This is a genomic window from Enterobacter cloacae complex sp. SHL018 (assembly GCF_049237905.1).
GTDB classification, from domain to species: domain Bacteria; phylum Pseudomonadota; class Gammaproteobacteria; order Enterobacterales; family Enterobacteriaceae; genus Enterobacter; species Enterobacter hormaechei_C.
In genome coordinates, this window is record NZ_JBMKJE010000006.1 from 117,556 (window position 1) to 143,161 (window position 25,606).

Genomic DNA, 25,606 nt, shown 5'->3' on the forward strand with positions numbered 1-25,606 from the left:
ACAATCACCCCCCGTGTTTAACAAATTATTACGCCAGCTGGCGCAGCATGCGGCGCAGCGGCTCGGCTGCACCCCACAGCAGCTGATCGCCAACGGTGAACGCGGAGAGGTACTCCGGCCCCATGTTCAGCTTGCGCAGACGACCAACCGGGGTGGTCAGCGTGCCGGTAACGGCTGCCGGGGTCAGTTCGCGCATGGTGATATCGCGATCGTTTGGCACCACTTTCGCCCACGGGTTGTGTGCGGCCAGCAGCTCTTCCACGGTCGGAATAGACACATCTTTTTTCAGTTTAATGGTAAAGGCCTGGCTGTGGCAGCGCAGCGCGCCGATACGCACGCACAGACCGTCAACCGGAATGGTGTTCGCGGTGCCGAGGATTTTGTTGGTCTCAGCCTGGCCCTTCCACTCTTCGCGGGTCTGGCCGTTATCCAGCTGTTTGTCGATCCACGGGATCAGGCCACCGGCCAGCGGTACGCCAAAGTTATCCACCGGCAGCTCGCCGCTGCGGGTGAGCTGAGTGACTTTACGCTCGATGTCGAGGATGGCGGACGCCGGGTCTGCCAGCTCGGCAGCGACGCTCTGGTGCAGCTGGCCCATCTGGGTCAGCAGCTCGCGCATATGACGCGCGCCGCCGCCGGAGGCCGCCTGGTAGGTCGCCACGGAGACCCACTCCACCAGATCCTGTGCGAACAGGCCGCCGAGGGACATCAGCATCAGGCTGACGGTGCAGTTACCTCCAACAAAGGTTTTCACGCCGTTGTTCAGGCCGTCAGTGATGACGCCCTGGTTAACCGGGTCAAGAATAATGATGGCATCGTCTTTCATGCGAAGCGAAGAGGCCGCATCAATCCAGTAGCCCTGCCAGCCGCTTTCACGCAGCTTCGGATAGATTTCGTTGGTATAATCGCCGCCCTGGCAGGTCACAATAATGTCGAGTGCCTTCAGCGCTTCCAGATCGTAAGCATCCTGCAACGTGCCTGTGGTACCCCCAAAGGACGGTGCAGCCTGGCCGAGCTGGGAAGTGGAGAAGAAGACCGGGCAGATGGCGTCGAAATCGCGCTCTTCAACCATGCGTTGCATGAGTACAGAGCCGACCATACCGCGCCAGCCGATAAAACCAACGTTTTTCATAGCATTTTTTTCCTGCAAGGGGTGTGTGCTGATTGTGCAAGCCAGTATTGAACTGGGATATGCTTCACATTACAAAATGCTGCCAAAGTCGCAAGCGAAATTAATCGATGATTGCCCGGCAATCAGAAAAAGTGCTAATCATCGCAATGACCACAATAAGTATCAGGGATAATTTAAGATGAGTGAAATCATTTCCGCAGCGGTTTTATTGATCCTGATTATGGATCCGCTCGGTAATCTGCCGATCTTCATGTCGGTGCTGAAGCATACCGAGCCGAAGCGCCGCCGGGCGATCATGATCCGCGAGCTGCTCATCGCCCTGCTGGTGATGTTTATCTTCCTGTTCGCCGGTGAAAAAATCCTCGCTTTCCTGAACTTACGCGCCGAAACGGTCTCCATTTCCGGCGGGATCATTTTGTTCCTGATTGCTATTAAGATGATTTTCCCGAGCGCGGAGGGCAGCAGCAGCGGCCTGCCTGCGGGTGAAGAGCCGTTTATCGTGCCGCTGGCAATTCCGCTGGTCGCCGGGCCAACGATTCTGGCGACGCTGATGCTGCTGTCGCATCAGTATCCGAATCAGATGAGCCATCTGGTGATTGCCCTGCTGATCGCCTGGGGCGGGACGTTTATTATCCTGTTGCAGTCGTCGCTGTTCCTGCGCCTGCTGGGTGAGAAAGGGGTAAACGCGCTGGAGCGCCTGATGGGGCTGATTCTGGTGATGATGGCAACGCAGATGTTCCTGGACGGGATCCGGGCGTGGATGAAAGGGTGAAGATGTAAAAAAGCCGGGTGGCGCTTGCGCTTACCCGGCCTACGGGACCTGATGCCTCTACCATCAAAAATATTCATTCGTTTTGCGAGCCGCCTTCCAGAGCCTCTCTTGCCACTCCGCCCCCAACGCAGTATCTTCTTGCCGCGCCTGCAAAATCAGGCGTCAGGGTTGGTCCCCTGTTATCCTCATCCGCGATGAAACTCTTTTTATCGCGCAGTCAGTTACACTTCAATGGTGGGCTGGACGGTGGCGCCGCAAGGCGCGCCGGTAGCTGATGAGGCCGGTAGGACCAACTCCGTTCAGTCCATCACCAGTGAGGTTGGTCCCTCCAAAGATGGTCAACTCAACTCATTAGAGGCTGTCTTATGACTACTCCCCCTAACTTTTCTCACACTTTATTTACTACCCCGTTCGATCACACTACCGATTTCACCGAACTGGCAGACAACTGCGAGCGATTCGTAGACGTGCTGGTTGAATGTGACGATCCAGCACAAAAGATGGCGCTATGCGGACGGCTTTCCGCCTGCCTCGCCCTGCTCCAGCCCACGCTGCTTGAACCTGTTCCGGAATGTCTAAAAGCCAGCCTGACGGTGGATGACCTGCCGCTGGACGTGCCGGTCTTCGAGCCGGAAGTGGATCAGTTAGGACGGTATTGCCAGTTGCTAACGCAAATGCTGTTGGCTCGAACGCTCTCGGCGAGCGATGAAAGAGTCGCAGGAGATTTGTTGCAGGATTTAGTGGGGTTTTACAGTGATACGCTGAAAGCGCCGCGCTGGTTGCGCACAAAGGAAGGCATCGTGCCGCTGTAAAAAAGCCGGGTGGCGCTTGCGCTTACCCGGCCTACGGGACCTGAGGTTTTTGTAGGTCGGGTAAGGCGAAGCCGCCACCCGACAAAATACGCCCTCTGCGGCCTGATGCCCTCACCCCAGCCCTCTCCCACGGGGAGAGGGAGAAAACCGGGATTAGCTCAGCAGCGTAAACGCAATCATCCCGACAACCGCACCCGTCGTGCCGAGGATGGTTTCCATCAGCGTCCAGGTTTTCAGGGTTTGCGCTTCGGTTGCGCCGGTAAATTTACCGAACAGCCAGAAGCCCGCGTCGTTAACGTGAGAAACCACAATCGAGCCACCCGCGATACAGATAGAGAGCGCCGCCATCTGCGCACCGGAGTAGTTCAGCTGTTCAATCACCGGCATTACCAGACCCACGGCGGTTAAGCACGCTACGGTCGCGGAGCCCTGAATGATACGTACCGCCGCGGCCAGCACGAAACAGGTGACTGCAATCGGCAGCCCCATCCCGGTCAGCGCTTCACCCAGCGCCGGGCCAACGCCGGAATCCACCAGCACCTGCTTAAACACGCCGCCCGCCCCGATCACCAGCAGGATAATCCCCGCCGGTTGCAGCGCGGCACCACAGATCTCCATCACGCGGTCTTTCGGCATACCCTGACGCATCGCCAGGCCGTAAATTGCTACCAGACACGCCACCAGGATCGCGGTGAACGGATGACCAATAAATTCGAACCATTCGTAAGCGGTTGACCCCACCGGCACAAAGCGCGCAGCGATGGTTTTCAGGCCCACCAGCACCAGCGGCAGCAGGATCAGCGACAGGCTGAAGCCGAAGGACGGCATTTTGCCCTCGCCCAGGTGCGGCTCGGAGATGTCATCCGGAATGTGCAGCTCAACGTAACGGCTGATGAAGTTGCCCCACAGCGGACCAGCGATAATCATCCCCGGAATTGCCGCGCACAGGCCAATCAGGATCATCCAGCCAAAGTCAGCATGCATCTGGGAGGCCAGCAGCATCGGCGCAGGCCCCGGCAGCAGGAACGCCGCCGCCGCCGCCACGCCCGCAAACAGCGGAATGACCAGCTTCACGAGGTTGGTACCAGTATGCCGCGCCATGGAGAACGCCACGCTAATCAGCAGCACAACGGCCACTTCAAAGAACAGCGGCAGCGCGCAAATCAGACCGGCCAGACCAATCGCGTAGTGCGCACGGCTGTGCCCGAAGGATTTCAGCATCTTGACCGCAATCTGATCGACCGCGCCCGTCTCGTGCAAAATCTTGCCAAACATCGCGCCCAGCGCCACCACAATGGCCAGGAAGCCGAGCGTGCCGCCCATCCCTTTTTCCATCGTCGCCGCGATTTTGTCGAGCGGCATGCCGGAAAAGAGACCGGCACCAATAGAAACCACCATCAAAGCCACAAAGGCGTGCATACGCGCCTTCATCACTAAAAACAGCAGCAGCAATACGGAACCCACTGCTGTCAAAACTAGCGTTAATGTACTCAAAACTTACTGCCTTTTATTAATAACCTCGATGGTGCTGGCAACAACACCTTCCAGCGGCTGATCGATATCAACCACTAAGACATCCTGTTCGTCAGCTCCCGGCTCCTGCAACGCTTCGAACTGCGTTACCAGCATTTGGGTTTTGAAGAAGTGGCCTTTACGCGCCTTCAGGCGGCTTTCAATCACCCCGAAATCACCTTTCAGGTAGATGAAAGAGAGGTTCGGGTTGCCGTCGCGCAGCAGGTCGCGATAGGTTTTTTTCAGTGCGGAACAGACGATCAGGGAGACTTTATTGGTGCGCTGCATCGCGAACGCGGCGTCATTCAGCGCCTGCAACCATGGTTTGCGGTCGTCGTCGTTCAGCGGCTCGCCGGAAGCCATTTTCATGATGTTGCTGCGCGGATGGAGGAAGTCACCATCAAGAAACGCAGCCTGGAGTTGATGCGCCACTTCGCTCGCCACGGCAGATTTACCGCTACCGGACACGCCCATCAGGACGTAAACGTGGTGATCGTGATTAGTCGTGCTCAAAGGGTGTCCCTCAGTCAATTGTTACGGGTAACAGTTATCGGTAACATTGTCCTGCCGGGGCATATGAGAAGCAATATCCAAACGTGCGCGAAGTGAATAAGTGTGAGCTACTTCAAATTTGTCGGATTAAATAGATCCACCCGGTGACAAGGTGAAACCTAAATCTAACATTTTCGGGGTAACTGCCTCACCACGAATGCGCGCCAGCAGGCGTTCTGCGCCAATGCGGCCCATGCGTTCACGCGGGGTCAGGACGCTCGCCAGACGCGGCTCCATCACCTGGCCAATGTCGTGGCCGTGGAAGCCGGCAATCGCCATATCATCCGGGATTTTTAAACCCAGACGCTGGCACTCAAACGCGGCGCCGACCGCAAGGTCATCGTTGGTGCAGAAAATACCGTCCAGTTGCGGATACTCGCGTCGCGCCTGACGCATCAGCTCAATACCCGACGTGTAAGAAGAAGATTGCTCCACCATCACGCTGTACGGGGTTAAACCGGCGTCGAGCATCGCCTGCTCGTATCCCTTCTGTTTGATGATAGTACGTTCATCCAGACGCGCACCCAGATAGGCCACATGGCGATGACCGCGGGCGATGATCGCCGCCGTCATCTGACGCGCCGCTTCAAAGTTATCGAACCCCACGGCGATGTCGAGGCACGGCGACTGGCTGTCCATCAGTTCCACCACCGGAATGCCTGCCACTTCAATCATTTTCAGCGTGCGCGGGGTGTGAGTACGTTCCGTTAAAATCAGGCCGTCGATGTTCCAGGAAAGCATCGATTCAAGACGTTCCTCTTCCAGTTCCGGCTTGTACCCGTAGTGGGCGAGCATGGTCTGATAGCCAAACGCATCGGTGACGCTTTCAATGCCACGCAGCACTTCGGCGAATACCTGGTTGGTTAAGGAAGGAAGCAGGACGCCCACCGCACGGCTGGTCGCATTGGAGAGAATATCGGGCGCGCGGTTGGGGATATAACCCAGTTCATCAAGGGCGGCGGCAATCTTGCCACGCAACGCCACGGAAACCTGTTCCGGGTTACGTAAAAAACGGCTGACCGTCATTTTGGTCACACCGACGCGATCGGCGACATCCTGAAGTACGGGGCGTTTCTTTTTCATCGTCCTGAGAAATCTTGAAGTGAGAGATTTGCTCAGTTTATCACGGACAAAGCTCAACCTTCCCCGTTTAAAGGGAAGGTTGAGAAATTATTTAGACCGGCGGCAGGTCAAACAGCAGAATTTCACTTTCGCTGTCGGCATGCACGGAGAGCGCCTGCTCATCCCAGACTGCCAGGCCATCGGCGGTTGTCGCTTTGGTGCCGTTGATGGACACTTCACCTTTCACCACCTGGATCCACACGCGGCGGTTAGCGGCAATCTGGTGTACAGACTGTTCATCTTTCGCCAGCGCCCAGCGGTACAGCTCCATATCCTGATGCACTTTCAGGGAACCTTCACGCGCATCCGGGGACAGCACCAGCTGTTTGCCCTGTTTCGCGTCGAAGCGGCGCTGCTCGTAGCGTGGCGTGATGCCGGTCTCTTCTGGAATGATCCAGATTTGATACAGGTGCAGTTTTTCCGTTTTGCTCGGGTTGTACTCAGAGTGACGCACCCCGGTACCCGCGCTCATAATCTGGAACTCGCCCGCCGGAACCTGCTCTTTGTTGCCCATGCTGTCCTGGTGCTCAACCGCCCCTTCCAGCACATAGGTCAGGATTTCCATGTCTTTGTGCGGGTGGGTACCGAAGCCCTGGCCTGCATCAATCACGTCGTCGTTAATCACGCGCAGTGCGGAGAAGCCCATAAAGTTCGGGTCGTAGTAGTCGGCAAACGAGAATGAATGCCATGAGTCCAGCCAGCCATGATTCGCGTGACCACGTTCGTTTGCTTTGCGTAAGTAGATCATTGTTTTCACCCTCAGTTCGTTTCGATGGAGTAAGTGTGGACGCAAACGCCCTGGGATCATAGAGGGTGAAAATTGACTCCTCTGTTCAAAAATTTAGAACAAGCGCAGAGGAGCCGTTTTTGCTTATCTGGCGAGGGTTACCGTGGCAGGAGAAGCCTGTTCAAAGGCCCGCTCAAGGATTTCCAGATTGGTCAGAACGTCAGATTCCTTGACATAATTCGGCGCGCCGGTGGTGAGGGTGTCATACAGCGCATCGTAGACGCGTCCATAGTCGCCCGTTTCCGGCTTCAGCTCTTCCCTGACCGCCAGGCCCTCGTCGTTCACGTACTCCAGCACGCCCACGGAATCATCTGCCGCAAAGCCCGGTTCACCCGGCATGATATTGGCCTTCAGGCTGGTCTCCTGTTGGTCAATACCGTACTTGATAAAGGAGCCTTTCTTGCCGTGAACGATAAATTTCGGGTAGTCGATTTTCACCAGATGGCTGGTTTTTACGATGGCTTTCAGGTCGCCGTAGAACAGCTGCGCTTCAAAGGTATCGTCCGGGTTGGCCTTATTGCGCAGGCTGCGGATGTCATACGCCACGTGGTCCGGGCGGCCAAACAAGGAGATGATCTGGTCCATGGTGTGCACACCGAGACCGTAGAAAGATCCGTCCTGCGGCAGTCCGGGCTGGGTTTCCGCCACCGGGCGGTAGTAATCGAAGTGGCTTTCGATTTCCACGATCTCGCCGAGTTTGCCGCTTTCAATTGCCTTTTTTGCCGTCAGGAAGCAGCTGTCAAAGCGACGGTTCTGGTACGGCGTGACGGTCAGCCCTTTGCTTTTCGCCAGCGCGAACAGCTCCTTCGCTTCGGCGATGGTCGGGGTGAACGGCTTTTCCACCAGCACGTTTTTACCTGCTTCCAGCGCGCGTTTCGCGTAGTCAAAGTGGCTGTCGGCGTGGGTACAGACCACCACTAGCTTCACCTGCGGGTCGTTAAGCACCTCATCAAGATCGCTGGTGAAATGAATATGGGAATACTGCGGAGACTGCTCTTCTGGCTTCGCGCGGCGGCGATAGATATGGGCCACGTGCCAGGTCTCTTTTCGGTTAAGAACATACGGAAGGTGGTAACGCGTGGTGCTTTTGCCAAATCCAATAAATGCACAATGTAGTGTCATGGCTCAGTCCTTTTGGAAGGTTACTGAGTTTTACCATAGCGCATGTTTTGCCCTCACCCCAGCCCTCTCCCACAGGGAGAGGGAGAAAAAGGGCAAAAAAAAAGCCAGCGAGAAGCTGGCTAAAGTAATACTGGAAGCAATGTGAGCAATGTCGTGCTTTCAGGTTCCCGTAGGAGGTCTTCCTGAATGCAGAGCAATAATAATCATTCTCATTCGCACTTGTCCAACACTTTTTGCAAAAAATAGCGATTGACTCAACTTTTAAAGTCACTGATGTTGGAGGGGACTTTTAACTGACTGAGGAACAAGGAATGAGTGAAATAGTGATACGCCACGCTGAACCGAAAGATTACGACGCCATTCGTCAGATCCACGCCCAGCCGGAGGTGTACCACAACACGCTACAGGTTCCTCATCCTTCAATGGAAATGTGGCAAATGCGGCTAGGCGAACAGCCGGGCATTAAACAGCTGGTTGCCTGCATTGATGATATCGTGGTCGGCCACCTCACCATTGATGTCGCCCAGCGACCACGCCGCAGCCACGTTGCAGATTTCGGTATCTGCGTTGGCGCGCAGTGGCATAACCGCGGCGTGGCCAGCGCACTGATTCGCACCATGATCGATATGTGCGACAACTGGCTGCGCGTCGACCGCATCGAGTTAACGGTGTTTGTGGATAACGAACCGGCAATCGCGGTGTACAAAAAGCACGGGTTTGAGATTGAAGGCACCGGCAGGCGCTACGCCCTGCGCAACGGCGAGTATGTGGATGCGTATTATATGGCGCGTATGAAGTAGTTTGTTGCCGGGTGGCGGCTTCGCCTTACCCGGCCTACGTTCGTGCCGTTGTAGGCCCGGTAAGCGCAGCGCCACCGGGCAAAAAAATCAATACCCCGCCGTTAAATCATCCACCGAACGCGGGTCCGATGCGCCAAATAGCGCCCCGTCCGGCCCGACCATAATGCTCTGGGTGCTGCCCATCGCCTCCTTCACCGCCACCTTCTGCCCGCGCTGCTCAAGCAGCTTGAGGGTGTCCGGGCTAAAGCCCTTCTCCACGCGCAGCTCGTCCGGCAGCCACTGGTGGTGGAAACGCGGCGCATTGGTCGCTTCGGCGACGTTCATCCCAAAGTCGATACTGTTCACCACCATTTGCAGCACGGTTGTGATAATCCGGCTCCCGCCAGGGCTGCCGGTCACCAGCCAGGTTTTGCCGTCTTTCACCACGATGGTGGGCGACATGGACGACAGCGGGCGCTTCTTCGGCCCGACCGCATTCGCATCGCCGCCGACCAGGCCGTAGACGTTCGGCACGCCCGGTTTGGCAGAGAAGTCATCCATCTCGTTGTTCAGCAAAATACCGCTGTTGCCCGCCACAATCCCGGTGCCGAAAGTGGTGTTAAGCGTGTACGTCACCGCCACCGCGTTACCGTCTTTATCCACCACCGAGAAGTGGGTGGTCTGGTTACTTTCATACGGCGCCAGCTTGCCCGGGCGGATCTCGCTCGACGGCTTAGCCTTATTGATGTCGATCTCGTCGGCAATCGATTTGGCATAGGCTTTGTTGGTCAGCGCCTGCCACGGCACCTTCACGAAGTCCGGATCGCCAAGGTATTCCGAGCGGTCAGCGTAGGCGCGCTTCTCCGCCTCCGCCATCACCTGCATGGCATCGGCACTACCGAAGCCGAACTTGTGCATATCGAAGTTTTCCAGAATATTGAGGATCTGCACGATGTGAATGCCCCCGGAGGACGGCGGCGGCATGGAGAAGACCTCGTAGCCGCGATAGGTGCCGCTGATCGGCTCGCGCTCCACCGCCTTATATTCCGCCAGATCCGCTTTGGTGATCAGCCCGCCGTTCTTCTGCATCTCATCGGCAATCTGATCGGCAATCGGCCCCTTATAGAAGGCGTCCGGACCGTTTTCGGCAATCAGTTCGAGACTTTTTGCGAGGTCCTTCTGCACCAGCTTATCGCCCTTTTTCAGCGGCTCGCCGTCTTTCCAGAAGATAGCCTTGCTGTTCTCATGATTGGGAATAACTTCGCTGCCGTAGGTTTTGAGGTCGTCCGCCAGCGCGTCGTTGACGACGAAGCCGTCGCGCGCCAGCTTGATGGCTGGCTGCACCACTTTATTCAGCGGCAGCGTGCCGTATTTTTCCAGCGCCAGCGAGAAGCCCGCAACGGTGCCCGGCGTGCCGGAGGCAAGGTGCGAGGTCAGAGACTTTTTACTGTCCGGATTGCCCTGATCGTCGAGGAACATATCGCGGGAGGCCTGGTTCGGCGCCATCTCACGGAAGTCGATGGCCGTGGTTTTACCGTCTTTGGTGCGCAGCATCATAAACCCGCCGCCGCCCAGGTTCCCCGCCTGTGGATGCGTCACCGCCAGCGCATATCCCACCGCGACCGCCGCATCCACCGCGTTACCGCCCTGTTTAAGAATATCGACGCCCACCTGCGTTGCCAGCGCGTCAACCGAGGCCACCATGCCGTGCGTCGCCCGTACGGGGTGAAAAACATCCTCCTCCACGCCGTAAGAGACCGGAGGAGCGGCGGGCGGGTTGGCCGCCACGGTAAATGTGCCGCCTGCCATCAGCGCAGCGATGGCGACCCAGCGCAAAAAGGTTGGTTTCATCATTATTGTTCTCCAGGTGAAGGGGCCCATATTCCCCGCTTAAGCCTGGTTCACAACTCTTAAAAAATCATCGTTATGCCGGAATCAGGGTAAACTTAAGAGAAGCCTCAAAGGAGGAGATAACCATGAAACGATTACTGATCCTGACCGCGCTGCTTCCGTTCGCCGCGCTCGCACAGCCAATCAACACCCTGAACAACCCGAACCAGCCGGGCTACGTCATTCCGAGCCAGCAGCGTATGCAGACGGAGATGATGAGCCAGCAACAGCAGCAGAAAGGGATGCTCAATCAGCAGTTAAAAACGCAGACCCAGGTGCAGCAGCAGCACCTGCAAAACCAGATGAATACCAACACCCAGCGCGTGCAGCAGGGCCAGATGCGGGAGCAGCCGCTGCCAAACTCAAACGGTGGGATGTTAGGGGGCGGGGTGTCGCAAAGCAGCGGTCAGCAGCATATGCTGCCGACCCAGCAGAACGGCAGTATGCTTAATAAATAAAGTTCGGCCCAATCTGGTCAATCGCATCGGTACAGATGCTGTCCACGCCCCAGCGCAGCAGCTCGGCTGCACGCTGGGGTTTATTGACGGTATACACCAGGATATGCAGACCGGCCTCCTTCAACAGCGTCACGCGCACTTCATCCAGCAGCTTATGGTTGAGGTGGATCGACACGCAGCCTAAGAAGGTCGTCAGCGCGCGCCAGTCTTCTCGCCACTCATCCAGCAGCAGCCCGCGCGGCAACTCCGGTACGGCAGCCTGTGCGGCTTCCAGCGCGTCGATGTCAAAGGACGACAACAGCGGCGGGGTCATCCCTTCCCACAGCTCGCGCGCGGCGAGGGCAATCACTTTACCCGTCAGCGGCCCGGTGCCGGTGGTTGGTTTGATTTCGATGTTGGCCATCATGCCGTGTTGACGACAGCGGTCCGCCACTTCCGCCAGCAGCGGCAGCGGTTCGCCTTTAAATTCGCCGCTGTACCAGCTACCGGCATCCACCTTCAGCAGGTCACGCCACGGCAGTTCGCCCGCCACGCCCCAGCCGTTGCTGGTGCGTTCGAGATTATCGTCGTGCAGCAGGAAAATTTCGCCGTCCTTCGACAGCTTCGCGTCGAACTCGATCATCGTGTGGCCGTAGCGCGCGCCAACGTCAATTGCCGCCAGGGTGTTTTCCGGCGCCAGTTTACCGCCGCCACGGTGGGCGACGATGTGGGGGTAAGGCCAGTTGCTCATACTCGTTGTCCTGTTTCACCGTCAAATAAGTGCAGGTGATTTTCCGGCATATGCAGCCACAGCGTGCTGCCTGCCTTCGGGCGCTCCTGATGCGGCAGGCGCACCACCAGCTTTTGCTCGCCCCAGCGCCCGTGCGCCAGGTTGTCTGCGCCCAGCATCTCCAGCGTATCCATCACCAGCGGCACGCCGCCGTCCGCCTGAGACGTCAAACCAATATGCTCCGGGCGGATACCGAGAGTCATCTTACGCCCGGCGTAGCCACGATAGTACCAGTTGATCGGCAACGCCATCCCGCTTTCCAGCTCGAAGTGGGTTCCCGCCGTATTGATCCGCCCGTCCAGCAGGTTCATCGCCGGGCTGCCGATAAAGCTCGCCACAAAACGGCTGGCCGGTTTTTCGTAGACCTCCACCGGGGTGCCAATCTGCTCGGCGATGCCTTTGTTCATCACCATCACGCGCTGGGCGAGGGTCATGGCTTCAACCTGATCGTGAGTCACATAGAGGGACGTGGTTTTCAGGCGGCGATGCAGCTGCTGTAGCTCAAGGCGCATCTGCACGCGCAGTTTGGCGTCGAGGTTTGACAGCGGTTCGTCGAACAGGAATACCGCCGGGTCGCGCACGATGGCGCGCCCCATCGCCACGCGCTGACGCTGGCCGCCGGAGAGCTCGCGCGGGCGGCGCTTAAGCAGGCCGTCCAGCTCCAGAATGCGCGCGGCCTCTTTTACGCGCTCGTCGATATGACCTTTGCCCATACCGCGAATTTTCAGCCCCCAGGCCATGTTCTCTTCCACGCTCATGTGCGGATAGAGGGCGTAGTTCTGGAACACCATCGCGATACCGCGATCTTTGGGTTCCATCTCGGTGACGCGCTGGCGGTCAATCCAGATATCCCCGGACGTTACGCGCTCCAGCCCCGCCACCATACGCAGCAGGGTGGATTTTCCGCAGCCGGACGGGCCGACCATCACGATAAATTCCCCGTCCGCCACGTCGAGCGTCAGCGGCTGAATGACCTGGGTTTTACCGTCCCAGCTTTTGGTTACTGCCTGTAATTTTAAACCTGCCATCTTATTTCTCGCTATCGACCAGGCCGCGGACAAACGCGCGCTGCATGGCTAAAACAATGACTACGGGTGGGATAAGGGTGAGCAGCATCGCCGCCATCACCTGGTTCCAGAGGGTGGTGCCTTCGCCGGTGGCGATCATGCCTTTGATGCCTGCCACGGCGGTGCCGAGGTTGACGTCCTGAACGATCAGCAACGGCCACAGGTACTGGTTCCAGCCGTAGATAAAGGTGATCACAAACAGCGCCGCGAGGTTGGTTTTCGACAGCGGCAGCACGATGTCGCGGAAGAAGCGCATCGGCGAGGCCCCGTCGATGCGCGCGGCTTCAATCAGCTCGTCCGGCAGGGTCATAAAGAACTGGCGGAACAGGAAGGTGGCGGTCGCCGAGGCCATCAGCGGCAGGGTTAAGCCCGCGTAGCTATCGAGCATCTTCAGGTTGGCGATCACCTCCACCGTCGGGAAGATACGCACCTCTACCGGCAACATCAGGGTGATGAAAATCATCCAGAAAAACAGGTTACGCAGCGGAAAGCGGAACCAGACGATGGCGAACGCCGAAAGCATTGACACCGTAATTTTGCCAACGGTGATGCCAAACGCCATGATGAAGCTGTTGAGCATCATCAGCCAGAACGGCGCGCTGTTAGCCCCCACGCCCTGCGTCCAGATGGTCTTCATGTTTTCGAAAAGATGCCCGCCTGGGATCAGCGTCATCGGCGTGTCGAACACCGCTTTGGTGTCCAGCGTGGCGGCGACGAAGGCCACGTACAGTGGGAACAGGATGACGATAATCCCTAAAATCAGCATGGTATGGCTGAAAATCGTCAGCCCACGACGGTTCTCAATCATTGGTAGCGCACCTTACTTTCGACATAGCGGAACTGCACCACCGTGAGGATGATGACGAGGAACATCAGCACCACCGACTGCGCGGCAGAAGCGGAGAGATCCAACCCCGCAAAGCCTTCGCGGTAGATCTTGTAGATCAGCGTGGTGGTCGCCTGCACCGGACCGCCTGCGGTCGCCGCGTCGATCACCGGGAAGGTATCGAAGAAGGCGTACACGAGGTTAACCACCAGCAGGAAGAAACTCACCGGGGCGATCAGCGGCAGCGACAGGCGGAAGAAGCGGCGCACCGGCCCTGCGCCGTCGATGGCGGCGGCCTCCACCAGCGAACGCGGGATAGACTGTAGCGCGGCAAAGAAAAACAGGAAGTTATAGCTGATCTGCTTCCACACCGAGGCGAACACCACCAGGAACATCGCCTGACCGCTATTCTGAGCGTGGTTCCAGTCGTAGCCAAACTCGCCCAGGAAGTGGGTAATCAGCCCGCGCCCTGGGTTAAACAGGAAGATCCACAGCACGGCGGCCACGGCAGGAGCCACGGCGTAGGGCAGCAGCATCAGGGTCTGATACAGACGGCTGCCGCGCACCACGTAATCCACCAGCGCGGCGAAAAACAGCGACGCGACAAGACCGCTCACGGTGACCAGCGCACTGAATTTGATCGTCGTCCAGAAGGAGTCCAGGTAGTAGCTGTCGTGGAACAGCGCGGTAAAGTTGTCCAGCCCGACAAACTGGCTGGAAAGCCCGAACGGATCCACGCTTTGTACCGAGTACCACAGCGCTTCGCCCGCAGGCCAGATAAAGAAGATAACGGTGATGACCAGCTGCGGTGCGACCAACAGGTACGGCAGCCAGCGGGAACGGAACACCGGACGGGATGAGGACATTGAGATTAGGTTCCTGAACATTGCCGGGTGGCGGCTACGCCTTACCCGGCCTACATGGGGCACGTCGTAGGCCCGGTAAGCGCAGCGCCACCGGGCATTTTTTTACGATTTGGTCGACTGCTCAAAGCGGCGCAGCAGCTGATTTCCGCGCTCTACCGCAGAGTCCAGCGCCTGCTGTGGGGTTTTCTTACCGGTCCACACGCTTTCCAGCTCTTCATCGACGATGGTGCGGATCTGCGGCATGTTGCCCAGACGCAGGCCTTTGGTGAACGGCAACGGCGGCTTGTTCAGCATCTGGCGCGTCGCGATGTCCGCCCCTGGGTTTTTGCTATAGAAGCCCTGCTCGCGGGTCAGGTCGTACGCGGCTTTGGTGATCGGCAGATAGCCGGTCTTCTGGTGCCACTCGGCGGCGTTTTCCGGCTTCGCCAGGAAGTCGAGGAACTCGGCCACGCCTTTGTAGGTGCCGTTGTCTTTACCCTGCATCACCCACAGGCTCGCCCCGCCGATGATGGCGTTTTGCGGCGCGCCTTTAACGTCAGCGTCGTACGGCATCATGCCCACGCCGTAGTTGAATTTGGCATAGTGACGTATATCCGCCAGCGAGCCGGACGAGGCGGTAGTAATGGCACAGTCGCCGTTGTAGAACTTCTCGGTGGATTCGTCTTTACGCCCGAAGTAGCTGAAGTCGCCCTTCTTGTTGAGTGCTTCCAGCAGCGCGATGTGCTTCACCTGCTCCGGCTTGTTGAACTCCAGCACCGCGTCGGTACCGTCGAAGCCGTTATTTTGGGTGGCAACCGGCAGGCCGTGCCAGGCGCTGAAGTTTTCAATCTGGATCCAGCCCTGCCAGCCGCTGGCGTAGCCGCACTTCATCCCCGCCGCTTTCAGCTTCGCGGTGTACTCCGCCAGATCCTGCCAGGTTTTTGGCGGCTGCTCCGGATCTAAACCGGCTTTTTTGAAGGCGTCTTTGTTGTAATACAGCACCGGCGTGGAGCTGTTAAACGGCTGGGACAGCAGATGGCCGGTTCTGGAATCGGTGTAGTAACCCGCTACGGTCGGTACGAACTGGGATTCGTCAAAGTTAATGCCCGCCTCTTTGAACACCTCGTACACCGGCTTGATGGCTTTGGAGGCCATCATTGTCGCGGTGCCCACTTCATAAACCTGTAACAGCGCAGGCGCGTTACCGGTACGGAAGGCGGCGATGCCCGCGCTCAGGCTCTGCTCGTAGTTGCCTTTGTACACCGGCACAATTTTGTAATCCGGGTGGGTGTCGTTGAAACGCTGCGCCAGGGAGTCAACCTCTTTACCCAACTCCCCTTCCATGGAATGCCAGAACGGAATGGTGGTCACAGCCATTGCGTTCGTCGCAAAAGCCAGACCCAGTGCCAGACCCAAAGCTGTGTGTCGTAACGATGTCATTGTCATCTCTCTTATTGTGCCGGATGCGCGATATCACGCGTTTTATGCTCGCGAGGTAACATGACATGCTCGAATGACAGAAAAATAACTGTTTGTTTACAGATAAGTGACAGCCAGGCGTCAGGGGGATGATGGTTGTGTGAAGGGGTGTAGTGGTTAAAAAAGCCGGGTGGCGGCTACGCCTTACCCGGCCTGGTCGATCCCTGTAGGCCCGGTAAGCGCAGCGCCACCGGGCAACACAGACGGCTTAGCCGCCCAGGTACGCGCTCCGCACCGCCTCGTTCGCCAGCAGCGCGTCACCGGTATCGGAGAGCACCACGCGCCCGTTCTCCAGCACGTAGCCACGGTCGGCGAGCTTCAGCGCCTGGTTGGCGTTCTGCTCGACGAGGAAGATGGTCATCCCCTCTTTGCGCAACTGCTCGATGGTGTCGAAGATCTGCTGGATAATGATCGGCGCAAGACCAAGCGACGGCTCGTCCAGCAGCAGCAGGCGCGGCTGGCTCATCAGCGCGCGGCCAATCGCCAGCATCTGCTGCTCGCCGCCGGACATAGTGCCCGCTCGCTGAATACGACGCTCCCACAGGCGCGGGAAGAGTTCGTACACCCACTTGATGCGGGTCTGGAATTCATCCCGATGGGCGAAGAAACCGCCCATCGCCAGGTTCTCTTCCACCGTCATGCGGGAGAATACGCGGCGCCCTTCCGGGACAATCGCCACCGCTTCACGCATGATCTTAGCCGTCTGCCAGTCGGTAATATCTTTGCCGTCAAACACAATCCGCCCGCTGGTGGCGCGCGGGTCGCCGCACAGGGTGCCGAGCAGCGTGGTTTTACCCGCGCCGTTGGCGCCAATCAGGGTGACGATTTCGCCCTGATTGATGTGCAGGCTGACGTCGTGCAGCGCCTGGATCTTGCCGTAGTGCGCGTTGACCTTGTCGAACGTTAACATCGCTTTTTCCATCTTATGCCTCACCAAGGTATGCGCGGATCACGTCCGGGTTGTTGCGGATCTCTTCCGGCGTGCCGTTTGCCAGCGGCGTGCCCTGGTTTACCACGTAGATACGGTCCGAAATGCCCATCACCAGCTTCATGTCATGCTCAATCAGCAGGATGGTGGTGTCGTGATGGTCGCGCAGCTCGGCAATCAGCTCGTCCAGCTCTTTGGTCTCTTTCGGATTGAGACCTGCCGCTGGTTCGTCGAGCATCAGGATCTCCGGCTGGGTCACCATACAGCGCACGATCTCAAGGCGACGCTGATCCCCGTAAGCGAGGTTGCTCGCCTGACGGTTAGCGTGCTGGAGCAGGCCGATACGGTCGAGCCAGGTCGCGGCGCGGTCGAGCGCCTCCTCCTGCGTGCGGCGAAAGGCCGGGGTTTTCAGCAGGCCGGAGAACAGCCCGGTTTTCAGCTGCTGATGCTGTGCCACCAGCAGGTTCTCAATCACCGTCATCTCGCGGAACAGACGCACGTGCTGGAAGGTACGCACCACGCCCATGCGGGCAATCTGCTGGCCCGGCAGCCCTTCAAGGTGCTGGTCGCGCAGCATGATGGTGCCGCCCGTCGGCTTGTAGAAGCCGGTCAAACAGTTAAAGACCGTGGTTTTTCCCGCGCCGTTCGGGCCAATCAGGGAGACAATCTCTTTCTTGTGCAGATCCAGATTCACATTGTTGACCGCCAGCAGGCCGCCAAAACGCATCATCAGGCCGTTAACGGATAATAAAGGCTTCATGCCTGCTCTCCTTTCGCCTGTGTGCGTTTCAGCTTCAGCTGTGGACGGGTCATCGGCAGCAGACCCTGCGGACGCCAGATCATCATCAGCACCATCAAACCACCCAGCATTAACATGCTGTATTCGTTAAAGTCGCGCATCAGCTCGCGGGAGACCACCAGCAGGATAGCCGCGAGGATCACGGCGAACTGCGAGCCCATTCCACCGAGCACCACAATCGCCAGCACAAAGGCGGATTCGGCAAAGGTGAACGATTCAGGGCTGACGAAGCCCTGACGTGCGGCAAACAGCGTCCCGGCGAAACCGGCAAACGCGGCGCTGATGGTAAATGCGGTCAGCTTGATGCGGGTCGGGTTCAGGCCCAGGGAGCGGCAGGCGATCTCATCTTCGCGCAGCGCTTCCCACGCGCGGCCCAGCGGCATGCGCAGCAGACGGTTGATCACGAACAGGGTAATCACCACCAGCAGCAGCGCCACCAGATAGAGCCAGATCACGCGGTCGGACGGATCGTACTTGATGCCAAAGAAATTGCTGAAGGTATCCCAGCCGCCTTCACGGGCGGTACGGCTGAACTCCAGGCCGAAGAAGGTCGGTTTCGGGATCTGGCTGATGCCGTTCGGACCGCCGGTCACTTCGGTATTGTTGAGCAGCAGAATACGGACGATTTCGCCGAAGCCTAAGGTCACAATCGCCAGATAGTCACCGCGCAGGCGCAGCACCGGGAAGCCGAGCAGGAAGCCCGCCGCGGCAGAGACCAGCCCCGCCAGCGGCAGACAGGTCCAGAAGCCGAGGCCGTAATAGTGGTTCAGCAGCGCGAAGGTGTAAGCGCCGATGGCGTAGAACCCGCCGTAGCCCAGCACCAGCAGGCCAGACAGCCCCACCACCACGTTCAGACCGAGCCCCAGAATCACGTAGATCATGGTCAGGGTGGCAATATCCACCGTCCCGCGCGAGACCATAAACGGCCACGCTACGGCAGCCACCAGCAGCGCCACCAGGAACAGCTTCTGTTTCACCGTTGTACCGTCGATCGCCGGCAGGACGAATTTCGGCCCGGAGACGTTTTTCAGCGTCTTCTGGAACAGCGGACGCAACAGCTGGAACAAGAACACCACCGCGGTGCCGATAAACACCCACTGCCAGCGGATGTCGGGAGCGGTATCCACCACCAGCTTCGTGCCGTCCAGTCCTAACTGGACGCCCATAAAGACGCCCGCCAGGACGAAGAACATGGCGGCAGAGAGCAGCGCCATCGCAAAATGCATCGGTTTCATACTTTCTCTACCTCCGGACGGCCCAGAATACCGGTAGGCATGACCAGCAGCACCAGAATCAGCAGGGCAAACGACACCACATCTTTATATTCGGTGCTCAGGTACGCCGAGGAGAGCGCTTCGGCCACGCCCAGGATCAGGCCGCCGATCATCGCGCCCGGAATGCTGCCGATGCCGCCCAGTACCGCCGCGGTGAAGGCTTTCATCCCGGCCATAAAGCCGATGTACGGGTTGATTACGCCGTAGAACTGGCCGAGCAACACGCCAGCCACCGCCGCCATCGCTGCGCCGATCACGAAGGTCAGGGCAATCACGCGGTCGGTGTTAATCCCGAGCAGGCTCGCCATCTTCAGATCTTCCGCGCAGGCGCGGCAGGCGCGTCCCATGCGGGAGTAGCGGATGAACAGGGTCAGGGCCAGCATGGCAATAAAGGTCACAACCCAGATCACCAGCTGCATGGTGGTGACAGAGGCAGAGAAGTTTTCGCTGGCCCCCACAATCCACTGGCCGTTAAACAGGCTTGGCAGCGCCACGTCGCGTGAACCTTCGGTCAGGCTGACGTAGTTTTGCAGGAAAATGGACATACCGATGGCGGAGATTAGCGCGATCAGGCGTTTGGAGCTGCGCACCGGCCGGTAGGCCACCCGTTCAATACTCCAGCCGTAGGCGCTGGCGATCACAATCGCGCCGACAAACCCGGCGGCCACCAGCAGCCAGCTGCTGTCGATGCCCATCATCATCAGCGCGGCGATAATCATAAAGGAGACGTAGCTACCGATCATGTACACCTCGCCGTGGGCGAAGTTGATCATGCCGATAATGCCGTAAACCATCGTGTAGCCGATGGCGATCAGCGCGTAGGTGCTTCCCAGCGTGACGCCGTTAAACATCTGCTGCAAGAAGTAGAGAAACTGCTCGGACATAAGAAAACCTTTTTATACCCGCCCGGTGAGCCGGGCGGTGGGATGATTATTTGGCGACCGAGGAAGACCCGTCGGCGTGCCACTTAAAGACACCAAACTCAAATCCCTTCAGATCGCCTTTCTCATCCCAGTTCAGCGGCCCAATCACGGTGTTCGCCCCGTGTGCTTTTAAATCTTTCACCAGATCCAGCGGCTCTTTACTGCCGGTACGGTCCAGCGCGGTGGCCAGAGACTGCACGGCCGCGTAGGTGATCCAGACGTACGGACCGCTCGGATCTTTCTTCTGCGCCTTGAGCGCATCCACGATAGCCTTATTCGCCGGATCCTGGTCATAGCGTTTTGGCATCGTCACCAGCATGCCTTCGGCAGAATCGCCCGCGATGTTGGACAGGGAGGCATTACCGACGCCCTCTGGCCCCATAAACTGGGTTTTCAGGCCGGTGGCGCGCGCCTGGCGCAGCATCTGCCCCATTTCCGGGTAGTAGCCGCCGTAGTAAACGAAGTCGATATTCTCTTTTTGCAGGCGGGCGATCAGCGCGGAGAAGTCTTTCTCACCAGCGGTAATGCCGTCGAAGAAGACGATGTTTGCGCCGCCTTTTTTCAGGCCATCCTGCACGGAACGCGCCAGGCCTTCGCCGTACTGCTGCTTATCATGGATGATGGCGATACGCTGCGGCTTAACGGTTTCAAGGATGTATTTGGCGGCGGTTGGCCCCTGAGAGGAGTCCAGACCGGCGGTACGCATGATGTGCTGGTAGCCGCGCTGGGTCAGTTCCGGGTTGGTGGCACCCGGGGTGATCATCAGAATGCCTTCGTCTTCGTAGATATCAGACGCTGGCTGCGTGGAGGAGGAACACAGGTGCCCGATGACGTACTGGATACCGTCGTTAACGATTTTGTTGGCGACCGCGACGGCCTGTTTTGGATCGCAGGCGTCGTCATACTCCACGCCTACCAGCTTGTCGCCTTTGATGCCGCCTTTGGCGTTGATATCTTTGATGGCCTGACGCGCGCCGTTGAACTCCATGTCACCCCACTGGGCAACAGGGCCGGACATCGCCCCCACTACCGCAACTTTAATGTCGTCTGCCATAGCGGCATGCGAGATCGACAGTGCGACCATCCCCGCGATTAACGTCTTCGCGTTCCTTTTCATCTCTGAATCCCCATTCGTGATGTCATGTTTATATTTTGTTTTATTATGGTTAAAAAGCATTCTGTACTTTTTATGAACAACGCTATTTTTACCAGTGCCTTTAATGGTTTAGCGCAGTTTTTTGTCAAAAACCAGACTAAAATCTCTATTTTTCAGGCGATTAAGCAAAGATAATATTCTGAAATCAGGCGGAGATAAACAAATAAAAGCGCGGTTTGCAGCATAAAATAACGGTACAAAGCGCCGAATAAATCACTGCCCTTCAGGTTAAAATTCTGCTTATTTTTCGATCCATGTGTTTTCAAACTGCCCATCGCGCTGCCAAAAAACTAATCACCTGGTAAATGGGAAGAAAAAGAGAAAGCGCCTGAGCAAATAAATTGAGTACACTGGCCCTACTCTTTTTGATTTGGACAAGCAGCTAATGAAACTGACTATCGTGCGTCTGGTGACCTTTAGCGACCAGGATCGTATCGACCTGGGCAAGATCTGGCCGGAATATTCCCCTTCATCGCTGGCCGTCGATGAAAACCACCGCATCTATGCCGCGCGTTTTAATGAACGTCTGCTGGCCGCCGTCCGCGTAACGCTGAGCGGCACGGAAGGGGCGCTGGACTCCCTGCGCGTGCGCGACGTGACCCGTCGTCGCGGGGTCGGGCAGTATTTAATTGAAGAGGTGATCCGCGAAAACCCGAGCGTAACCTCCTGGTGGATGGCCGACGTGGGCGTAGAGGATCGCGGCGTGATGGCGGCGTTTATGCAGGCGTTAGGGTTTACGGCGCAGGCGAACGGGTGGGAGAAGCGCTAAAAGAAAGCCGGGTGGCGGCTGCGAGGTGCTCATAGTAGGCCCGGTAAGCGAAGCGCCACCGGGCAAAAGAGGGCTGAGCGGGCTGATGCCCTCACCCCGGCCCTCTCCCACGGGGAGAGGGAGAAAACATTAAAAAAGGCAACTTGCGTTGCCTTTTTGCGTTTATTTTGCGTCAGTCGCCGTGCCGTTGGCATGCCAGTCAAACACGCCGAACTCGAAGCCCTTCAAATCGCCCTTCTCATCCCAGGACAGCGGCCCCATCACGGTTTCCACCGAGTTCGCTTTCAGCCAGGTGGCAATCTCCGCCGGATCGGCTGACTGGTTCAGGCCCGCTTGCAGAGACTGCAACGCTGCGTAGGTGGTCCAGACGAACGCACCACTTGGATCCTGTTTCTTCGCCTTGATGGCATCGACAACAGGTTTGTTCGCAGGCACCTGGTCGTAGTTCTTCGGTTTGGTCACCAGCAGCCCTTCAGCGGATTCACCCGCGATATTAGACAGGGAAACGTTCGCGACACCTTCTGGCCCCATGAACTGCGTCTTCAGACCCGCCGCACGCGCCTGGCGCAGGATCTGCCCCATTTCCGGGTGGTAGCCGCCGTAGTAAACGAAATCGATATTTTCTTTCTTCAGACGCGCGACCAGGGTCGAGAAGTCTTTCTCACCGGCGGTGATACCGTCAAAGAACACCACGTTGGCGTTCGCTTTTTTCAGGTTATCCTGCACCGCACGGGCCAGGCCTTCGCCGTACTGCTGTTTGTCATGAACAATCGCGATGCGCTGCGGCTTCACTTTTTCCACGATGTATTTCGCGGCGGTTGGCCCCTGATCGGAGTCCAGACCGGTGGTACGCAGGATCAGCTTATAGCCGCGCGCGGTCAGCTCTGGCGCCGTCGCGGCCGGCGTGATCATCAGAATGCCTTCGTCTTCGTAGATGTCAGACGCGGGCTGGGTGGAAGAGGAGCACAGGTGACCGATAACGTATTTGATCCCGTCGTTTACCACTTTGTTCGCCACCGCGACCGCCTGTTTCGGGTCACAGGCATCGTCATATTTTACGATTTGCAGCTTTTCGCCCTTGATGCCGCCCTTAGCATTAATGTCTGCAACCGCCTGTTCCGCGCCGGTAAATTCCTGGTCGCCGTACTGTGCTACCGGACCGGACATCGCGCCCACCACAGCCACTCTAATATCGGCCTGGGCCATAGTGCTGAATGCCAACGCGATACATCCTGCCAGTAACGCTTTACCCTTCATGTTCATCCTGAGATTCCCCATTATTATGGTTATAACGATTGTTGTGATGTTGTCGTGTAGCGCTTTATTTCAGTTATAGGCGTGCTGTTCGCGCTTTTTCAGCATACTCTGCTAAAACATACCCCATTTTTATGATTTTGGAATAGCTAATTTGAAATGAAAATATGATAAGCCCAACTGTCATTTCAGCCGGGCTTTTGGCTTTATCGTGTCAGCGAGGCGGAAATAATATCCAGCGCTTTACGGAACTGCACTTCGGGGATGGTGAGCGGGTAGAGGAAGCGAATAACGTTGCCGTAAACGCCGCAGCTCAAAAGCAGCAGCCCTTCGTTCAACGCGCGCTCCTGAACCTGACGGGTAAATTCGGGCGACGGCTGTCCGGTTTGCGGATCGGTAAATTCTACCGCCACCATCGAGCCCTGCCCACGGATATCGGCGATATACGGACAGCCATCCTTCGCTTTATTCAGCACCTCGACTAGATGATGCCCTAGATGCGCCGCGCGGGTGCAGAGATCGTCCTCGTCAATCACATCCAGCACCGCATGGGCCGCCGCAATCGCCAGCGGGTTACCCGCGTAGGTTCCGCCCAGCCCGCCCGGGGCGGGCGCATCCATCACCTCCGCCCGGCCAGAGACGGCAGAGAGCGGCATCCCGCCCGCCAGGCTTTTCGCCATGGTGATCAGATCGGGCTTCACGCAGTGGTTTTCCATGGAGAACAGCTTGCCGGTACGGGCGAAGCCGGTTTGCACTTCGTCGGCAATCAGTAAAATCCCGTGGGTATCACACAGGGCACGCAGCGCCTGCATAAAATCAGCGGGCGCGACGTTGAACCCGCCCTCGCCCTGAACCGGTTCAATAATGATTGCCGCCACCTGATCGGGCGCGATATCGGCTTTGAAGATGCGCTCCAGGCTTTTTAGCGCTTCGGCGGTACTAACCCCGTGCAGGCTGTTGGGGAATTGCGCGTGGTACACCGAGCCGGGGAACGGGCCGAAGCCGAGCTTATAGGGCGCCACTTTGCCGGTCATCGCCATGGTCATAAAGGTACGGCCGTGGAACGCGCCGCCGAAGGTGATAAGGCCGGGACGTCTGGTGTACGCGCGGGCGATTTTCACCGCGTTTTCGACCGCTTCCGCCCCCGTTGAGAAGAAGGCGGTTTTGGCTGGCCCCTCTATGGGTACGCGCTGGTTGATGCGCTCGGCAAGCGCCACATAACCTTCATAGGGGACGATTTGATAAGCGGTATGGGTAAAGGCGTGAAGCTGTTTTTCGATGGCGGCGATAACTTTAGGATGGCGATGCCCGGTATTCAGCACGGCGATCCCGGCGGCAAAATCAATATACTCGTTACCTTCCACGTCCCACACCGTGGCGTTTTCGGCTTTATCGGCATAGAAGTTACACATGACGCCGATACCGCGCGGCGTCGCCTGTAAACGCCGGTCGTTCAGTTCGTTATTTTTCACCCTGTCACCCTCTGAAAGTCGCCTGCTTAGCGCATCAGTAAGTGTTTGCCAGGGGGAAGAAATTCGCCAGAGCGGGCGCTAAAAAAACAAAACCCCCGAATTTGCATTCGAGGGTTCTCGGTGTACTTCGCGGAAATTACGCTTCGATAGCGGCGCGAAGTTTTTTCATGGCGTTTTTCTCAAGCTGACGCACACGTTCAGCGGAGACGCCGTAGCGGTCGGCCAGTTCCTGCAACGTGGACTTGTTATCTTCGTCCAGCCAGCGGGCACGAATAATATCCTGGCTACGCTCGTCGAGGCCTTCCATCGCGAAGGTCAGCTTGTTCGCCGCCTGGTCTTCCCAGTTATCCTCTTCAATGCCGTCAGCAAAGTTAGAGGTTTTATCCTGTAGATACAGAACCGGGGCCATCGGCTGGCTGTCGGACGCGTCATCGTCGGCAGACATATCAAACGTCATGTCCTGCGCGGCCATACGGGATTCCATCTCGCGGACGTCTTTGCTGGAAACGCCCAGCTCGCGCGCCACCATTTCCACTTCATCCTGATTGAACCAGCCCAGACGCTGCTTGGTTTTACGCAGGTTGAAGAACAGTTTGCGCTGCGCTTTCGTCGTGGCGACTTTCACAATACGCCAGTTACGCAGGACGTATTCGTGAATTTCCGCTTTGATCCAGTGCACGGCGAAGGAGACGAGTCGCACACCCACTTCCGGGTTAAAGCGACGTACCGCCTTCATCAGGCCAATGTTACCTTCCTGAATCAGGTCCGCCTGCGGCAGGCCGTAGCCCGCATAATTACGAGCAACGTGAACAACAAAGCGCAGGTGAGACAGGATCAGCGTTTTAGCTGCTTCCAGATCGCCCTGGTAATGCAGCTTTTCAGCAAGCTCCTTTTCTTCCTCAGCCGTTAACATCGGCCAGGTGTTCGCAGCCCGGATGTAAGATTCCAGGTTACCAACAGGGGCTAAAGCTAAAGTTTGCATTTCTTTGGTCATTCATTCCTCTCAATGTTTCTTCTGGTCCAGGTTGTCCCCGTCAGGCAACAACCATGCCAAAGCGTTTGAGCAACGAGATTAGCATTCACTCTTTTATCAGACAGTGATTTTAT

At 57.6% G+C, this 25,606-nt stretch carries 25 protein-coding genes; 5 read left to right on the plus strand and 20 right to left on the minus strand.

Features of this window, described 5'->3' with window-relative positions; genetic code table 11:
* Positions 1-28: 28 nt before the first annotated feature.
* Positions 29-1,132 carry an aspartate-semialdehyde dehydrogenase gene (gene asd, locus ACOTY5_RS19950; protein WP_045142187.1) on the minus strand — a complete coding sequence of 368 codons (1,104 nt, stop codon included), beginning with the start codon at positions 1,130-1,132 and terminating at the stop codon, positions 29-31.
* Positions 1,133-1,310: 178 nt separating this feature from the next.
* Between asd and yhgN the strand changes: the two genes are divergently transcribed.
* Together yhgN and ACOTY5_RS19960 are read left to right on the plus strand one after the other, a co-directional pair.
* Positions 1,311-1,904 carry an NAAT family transporter YhgN gene (gene yhgN / locus ACOTY5_RS19955; protein ID WP_003861574.1) on the plus strand — a complete coding sequence of 198 codons (594 nt, stop codon included), beginning with the start codon at positions 1,311-1,313 and terminating at the stop codon, positions 1,902-1,904.
* A gap of 365 nt (positions 1,905-2,269) precedes the next feature.
* Positions 2,270-2,716: a hypothetical protein gene (locus ACOTY5_RS19960; RefSeq protein WP_045142186.1), complete on the plus strand. Its 447-nt coding sequence runs from the start codon at positions 2,270-2,272 to the stop codon at positions 2,714-2,716.
* A gap of 153 nt (positions 2,717-2,869) precedes the next feature.
* On the opposite strand, the gene gntU is transcribed toward ACOTY5_RS19960, so the two are convergent.
* The 5 genes from gntU to ACOTY5_RS19985 all read right to left on the minus strand — a co-directional run bounded on the left by gntU (position 2,870) and on the right by ACOTY5_RS19985 (position 7,811).
* Positions 2,870-4,210, minus strand: coding sequence for a gluconate transporter (gntU, locus tag ACOTY5_RS19965; protein ID WP_017693851.1), 1,341 nt, complete (start codon positions 4,208-4,210; stop codon positions 2,870-2,872).
* A gap of 3 nt (positions 4,211-4,213) precedes the next feature.
* Positions 4,214-4,741, minus strand: coding sequence for a gluconokinase (gene gntK, locus ACOTY5_RS19970; protein WP_003861569.1), 528 nt, complete (start codon positions 4,739-4,741; stop codon positions 4,214-4,216).
* 126 nt (positions 4,742-4,867) lie between these two features.
* Positions 4,868-5,863 carry a gluconate operon transcriptional repressor GntR gene (gntR, locus tag ACOTY5_RS19975; protein ID WP_003861567.1) on the minus strand — a complete coding sequence of 332 codons (996 nt, stop codon included), beginning with the start codon at positions 5,861-5,863 and terminating at the stop codon, positions 4,868-4,870.
* Between the two features lie 91 nt (positions 5,864-5,954).
* Positions 5,955-6,650 (minus strand): pirin family protein, encoded by a 696-nt coding sequence (locus tag ACOTY5_RS19980; RefSeq protein WP_003861565.1) that lies wholly within the window; start codon positions 6,648-6,650, stop codon positions 5,955-5,957.
* 123 nt (positions 6,651-6,773) lie between these two features.
* Positions 6,774-7,811 carry an oxidoreductase gene (locus ACOTY5_RS19985; protein WP_017693850.1) on the minus strand — a complete coding sequence of 346 codons (1,038 nt, stop codon included), beginning with the start codon at positions 7,809-7,811 and terminating at the stop codon, positions 6,774-6,776.
* Positions 7,812-8,122: 311 nt separating this feature from the next.
* On the opposite strand from ACOTY5_RS19985, the gene yhhY reads away from it, so the two are divergent.
* Positions 8,123-8,611 carry an N-acetyltransferase gene (yhhY, locus tag ACOTY5_RS19990; RefSeq protein ID WP_015571463.1) on the plus strand — a complete coding sequence of 163 codons (489 nt, stop codon included), beginning with the start codon at positions 8,123-8,125 and terminating at the stop codon, positions 8,609-8,611.
* An 87-nt stretch (positions 8,612-8,698) separates the two neighbouring features.
* On the opposite strand, the gene ggt is transcribed toward yhhY, so the two are convergent.
* Positions 8,699-10,444: a gamma-glutamyltransferase gene (gene ggt, locus ACOTY5_RS19995; RefSeq protein ID WP_015571464.1), complete on the minus strand. Its 1,746-nt coding sequence runs from the start codon at positions 10,442-10,444 to the stop codon at positions 8,699-8,701.
* 122 nt (positions 10,445-10,566) lie between these two features.
* Between ggt and ACOTY5_RS20000 the strand changes: the two genes are divergently transcribed.
* On the plus strand, positions 10,567-10,938 hold the full coding sequence (locus ACOTY5_RS20000; RefSeq protein WP_017384131.1) for a DUF2756 family protein: 372 nt from the start codon (positions 10,567-10,569) through the stop codon (positions 10,936-10,938).
* On the opposite strand, the gene ugpQ is transcribed toward ACOTY5_RS20000, so the two are convergent.
* The 10 genes from ugpQ to livK form a co-directional block, all read right to left on the minus strand.
* Positions 10,928-11,668, minus strand: coding sequence for a glycerophosphodiester phosphodiesterase (ugpQ, locus tag ACOTY5_RS20005; protein ID WP_017693848.1), 741 nt, complete (start codon positions 11,666-11,668; stop codon positions 10,928-10,930). The genes ACOTY5_RS20000 and ugpQ overlap by 11 nt on opposite strands.
* Positions 11,665-12,735 (minus strand): sn-glycerol-3-phosphate import ATP-binding protein UgpC, encoded by a 1,071-nt coding sequence (locus ACOTY5_RS20010; RefSeq protein ID WP_015571467.1) that lies wholly within the window; start codon positions 12,733-12,735, stop codon positions 11,665-11,667. Before ACOTY5_RS20010 ends, ugpQ begins: the two co-directional genes overlap by 4 nt.
* Before the next feature lies 1 nt (position 12,736).
* A complete protein-coding gene (ugpE, locus tag ACOTY5_RS20015; protein ID WP_015571468.1) occupies positions 12,737-13,582 on the minus strand; it encodes a sn-glycerol-3-phosphate ABC transporter permease UgpE in 846 nt (281 codons plus the stop codon).
* Complete coding sequence (gene ugpA, locus ACOTY5_RS20020) at positions 13,579-14,466, minus strand: sn-glycerol-3-phosphate ABC transporter permease UgpA (RefSeq protein WP_003861551.1); 888 nt, start codon at positions 14,464-14,466, stop codon at positions 13,579-13,581. Before ugpA ends, ugpE begins: the two co-directional genes overlap by 4 nt.
* A gap of 102 nt (positions 14,467-14,568) precedes the next feature.
* Positions 14,569-15,885, minus strand: a complete 1,317-nt coding sequence (gene ugpB, locus ACOTY5_RS20025; protein WP_017384128.1) for a sn-glycerol-3-phosphate ABC transporter substrate-binding protein UgpB — start codon at positions 15,883-15,885, stop codon at positions 14,569-14,571.
* Positions 15,886-16,132: 247 nt separating this feature from the next.
* Positions 16,133-16,846 carry a high-affinity branched-chain amino acid ABC transporter ATP-binding protein LivF gene (gene livF, locus ACOTY5_RS20030; RefSeq protein WP_015571469.1) on the minus strand — a complete coding sequence of 238 codons (714 nt, stop codon included), beginning with the start codon at positions 16,844-16,846 and terminating at the stop codon, positions 16,133-16,135.
* A 1-nt stretch (position 16,847) separates the two neighbouring features.
* A complete protein-coding gene (gene livG / locus ACOTY5_RS20035; protein WP_003861544.1) occupies positions 16,848-17,612 on the minus strand; it encodes a high-affinity branched-chain amino acid ABC transporter ATP-binding protein LivG in 765 nt (254 codons plus the stop codon).
* Positions 17,609-18,886, minus strand: coding sequence for a high-affinity branched-chain amino acid ABC transporter permease LivM (locus ACOTY5_RS20040; protein ID WP_003861542.1), 1,278 nt, complete (start codon positions 18,884-18,886; stop codon positions 17,609-17,611). The genes livG and ACOTY5_RS20040 overlap by 4 nt, the downstream gene beginning before the upstream one ends.
* Complete coding sequence (gene livH, locus ACOTY5_RS20045; protein WP_003861540.1) at positions 18,883-19,809, minus strand: high-affinity branched-chain amino acid ABC transporter permease LivH; 927 nt, start codon at positions 19,807-19,809, stop codon at positions 18,883-18,885. Before livH ends, ACOTY5_RS20040 begins: the two co-directional genes overlap by 4 nt.
* 46 nt (positions 19,810-19,855) lie before the next feature.
* Positions 19,856-20,965, minus strand: a complete 1,110-nt coding sequence (gene livK / locus ACOTY5_RS20050) for a high-affinity branched-chain amino acid ABC transporter substrate-binding protein LivK (protein ID WP_023295547.1) — start codon at positions 20,963-20,965, stop codon at positions 19,856-19,858.
* Between the two features lie 424 nt (positions 20,966-21,389).
* Between livK and panM the strand changes: the two genes are divergently transcribed.
* Entirely contained in the window at positions 21,390-21,773 is a 384-nt protein-coding gene (panM, locus tag ACOTY5_RS20055) for an aspartate 1-decarboxylase autocleavage activator PanM (RefSeq protein ID WP_015571473.1), read from the plus strand.
* Positions 21,774-21,935: 162 nt separating this feature from the next.
* Here panM and livJ read toward each other — a convergent pair whose 3' ends face one another.
* The 3 genes from livJ to rpoH all read right to left on the minus strand — a co-directional run bounded on the left by livJ (position 21,936) and on the right by rpoH (position 25,493).
* On the minus strand, positions 21,936-23,036 hold the full coding sequence (gene livJ, locus ACOTY5_RS20060) for a branched chain amino acid ABC transporter substrate-binding protein LivJ (protein ID WP_074132685.1): 1,101 nt from the start codon (positions 23,034-23,036) through the stop codon (positions 21,936-21,938).
* Positions 23,037-23,233: 197 nt separating this feature from the next.
* Positions 23,234-24,499: a 4-aminobutyrate--2-oxoglutarate transaminase gene (locus ACOTY5_RS20065; protein WP_032655388.1), complete on the minus strand. Its 1,266-nt coding sequence runs from the start codon at positions 24,497-24,499 to the stop codon at positions 23,234-23,236.
* Positions 24,500-24,635: 136 nt separating this feature from the next.
* Positions 24,636-25,493 carry an RNA polymerase sigma factor RpoH gene (gene rpoH / locus ACOTY5_RS20070; RefSeq protein ID WP_000159624.1) on the minus strand — a complete coding sequence of 286 codons (858 nt, stop codon included), beginning with the start codon at positions 25,491-25,493 and terminating at the stop codon, positions 24,636-24,638.
* Between the last annotated feature and the right edge of the window lie 113 nt (positions 25,494-25,606).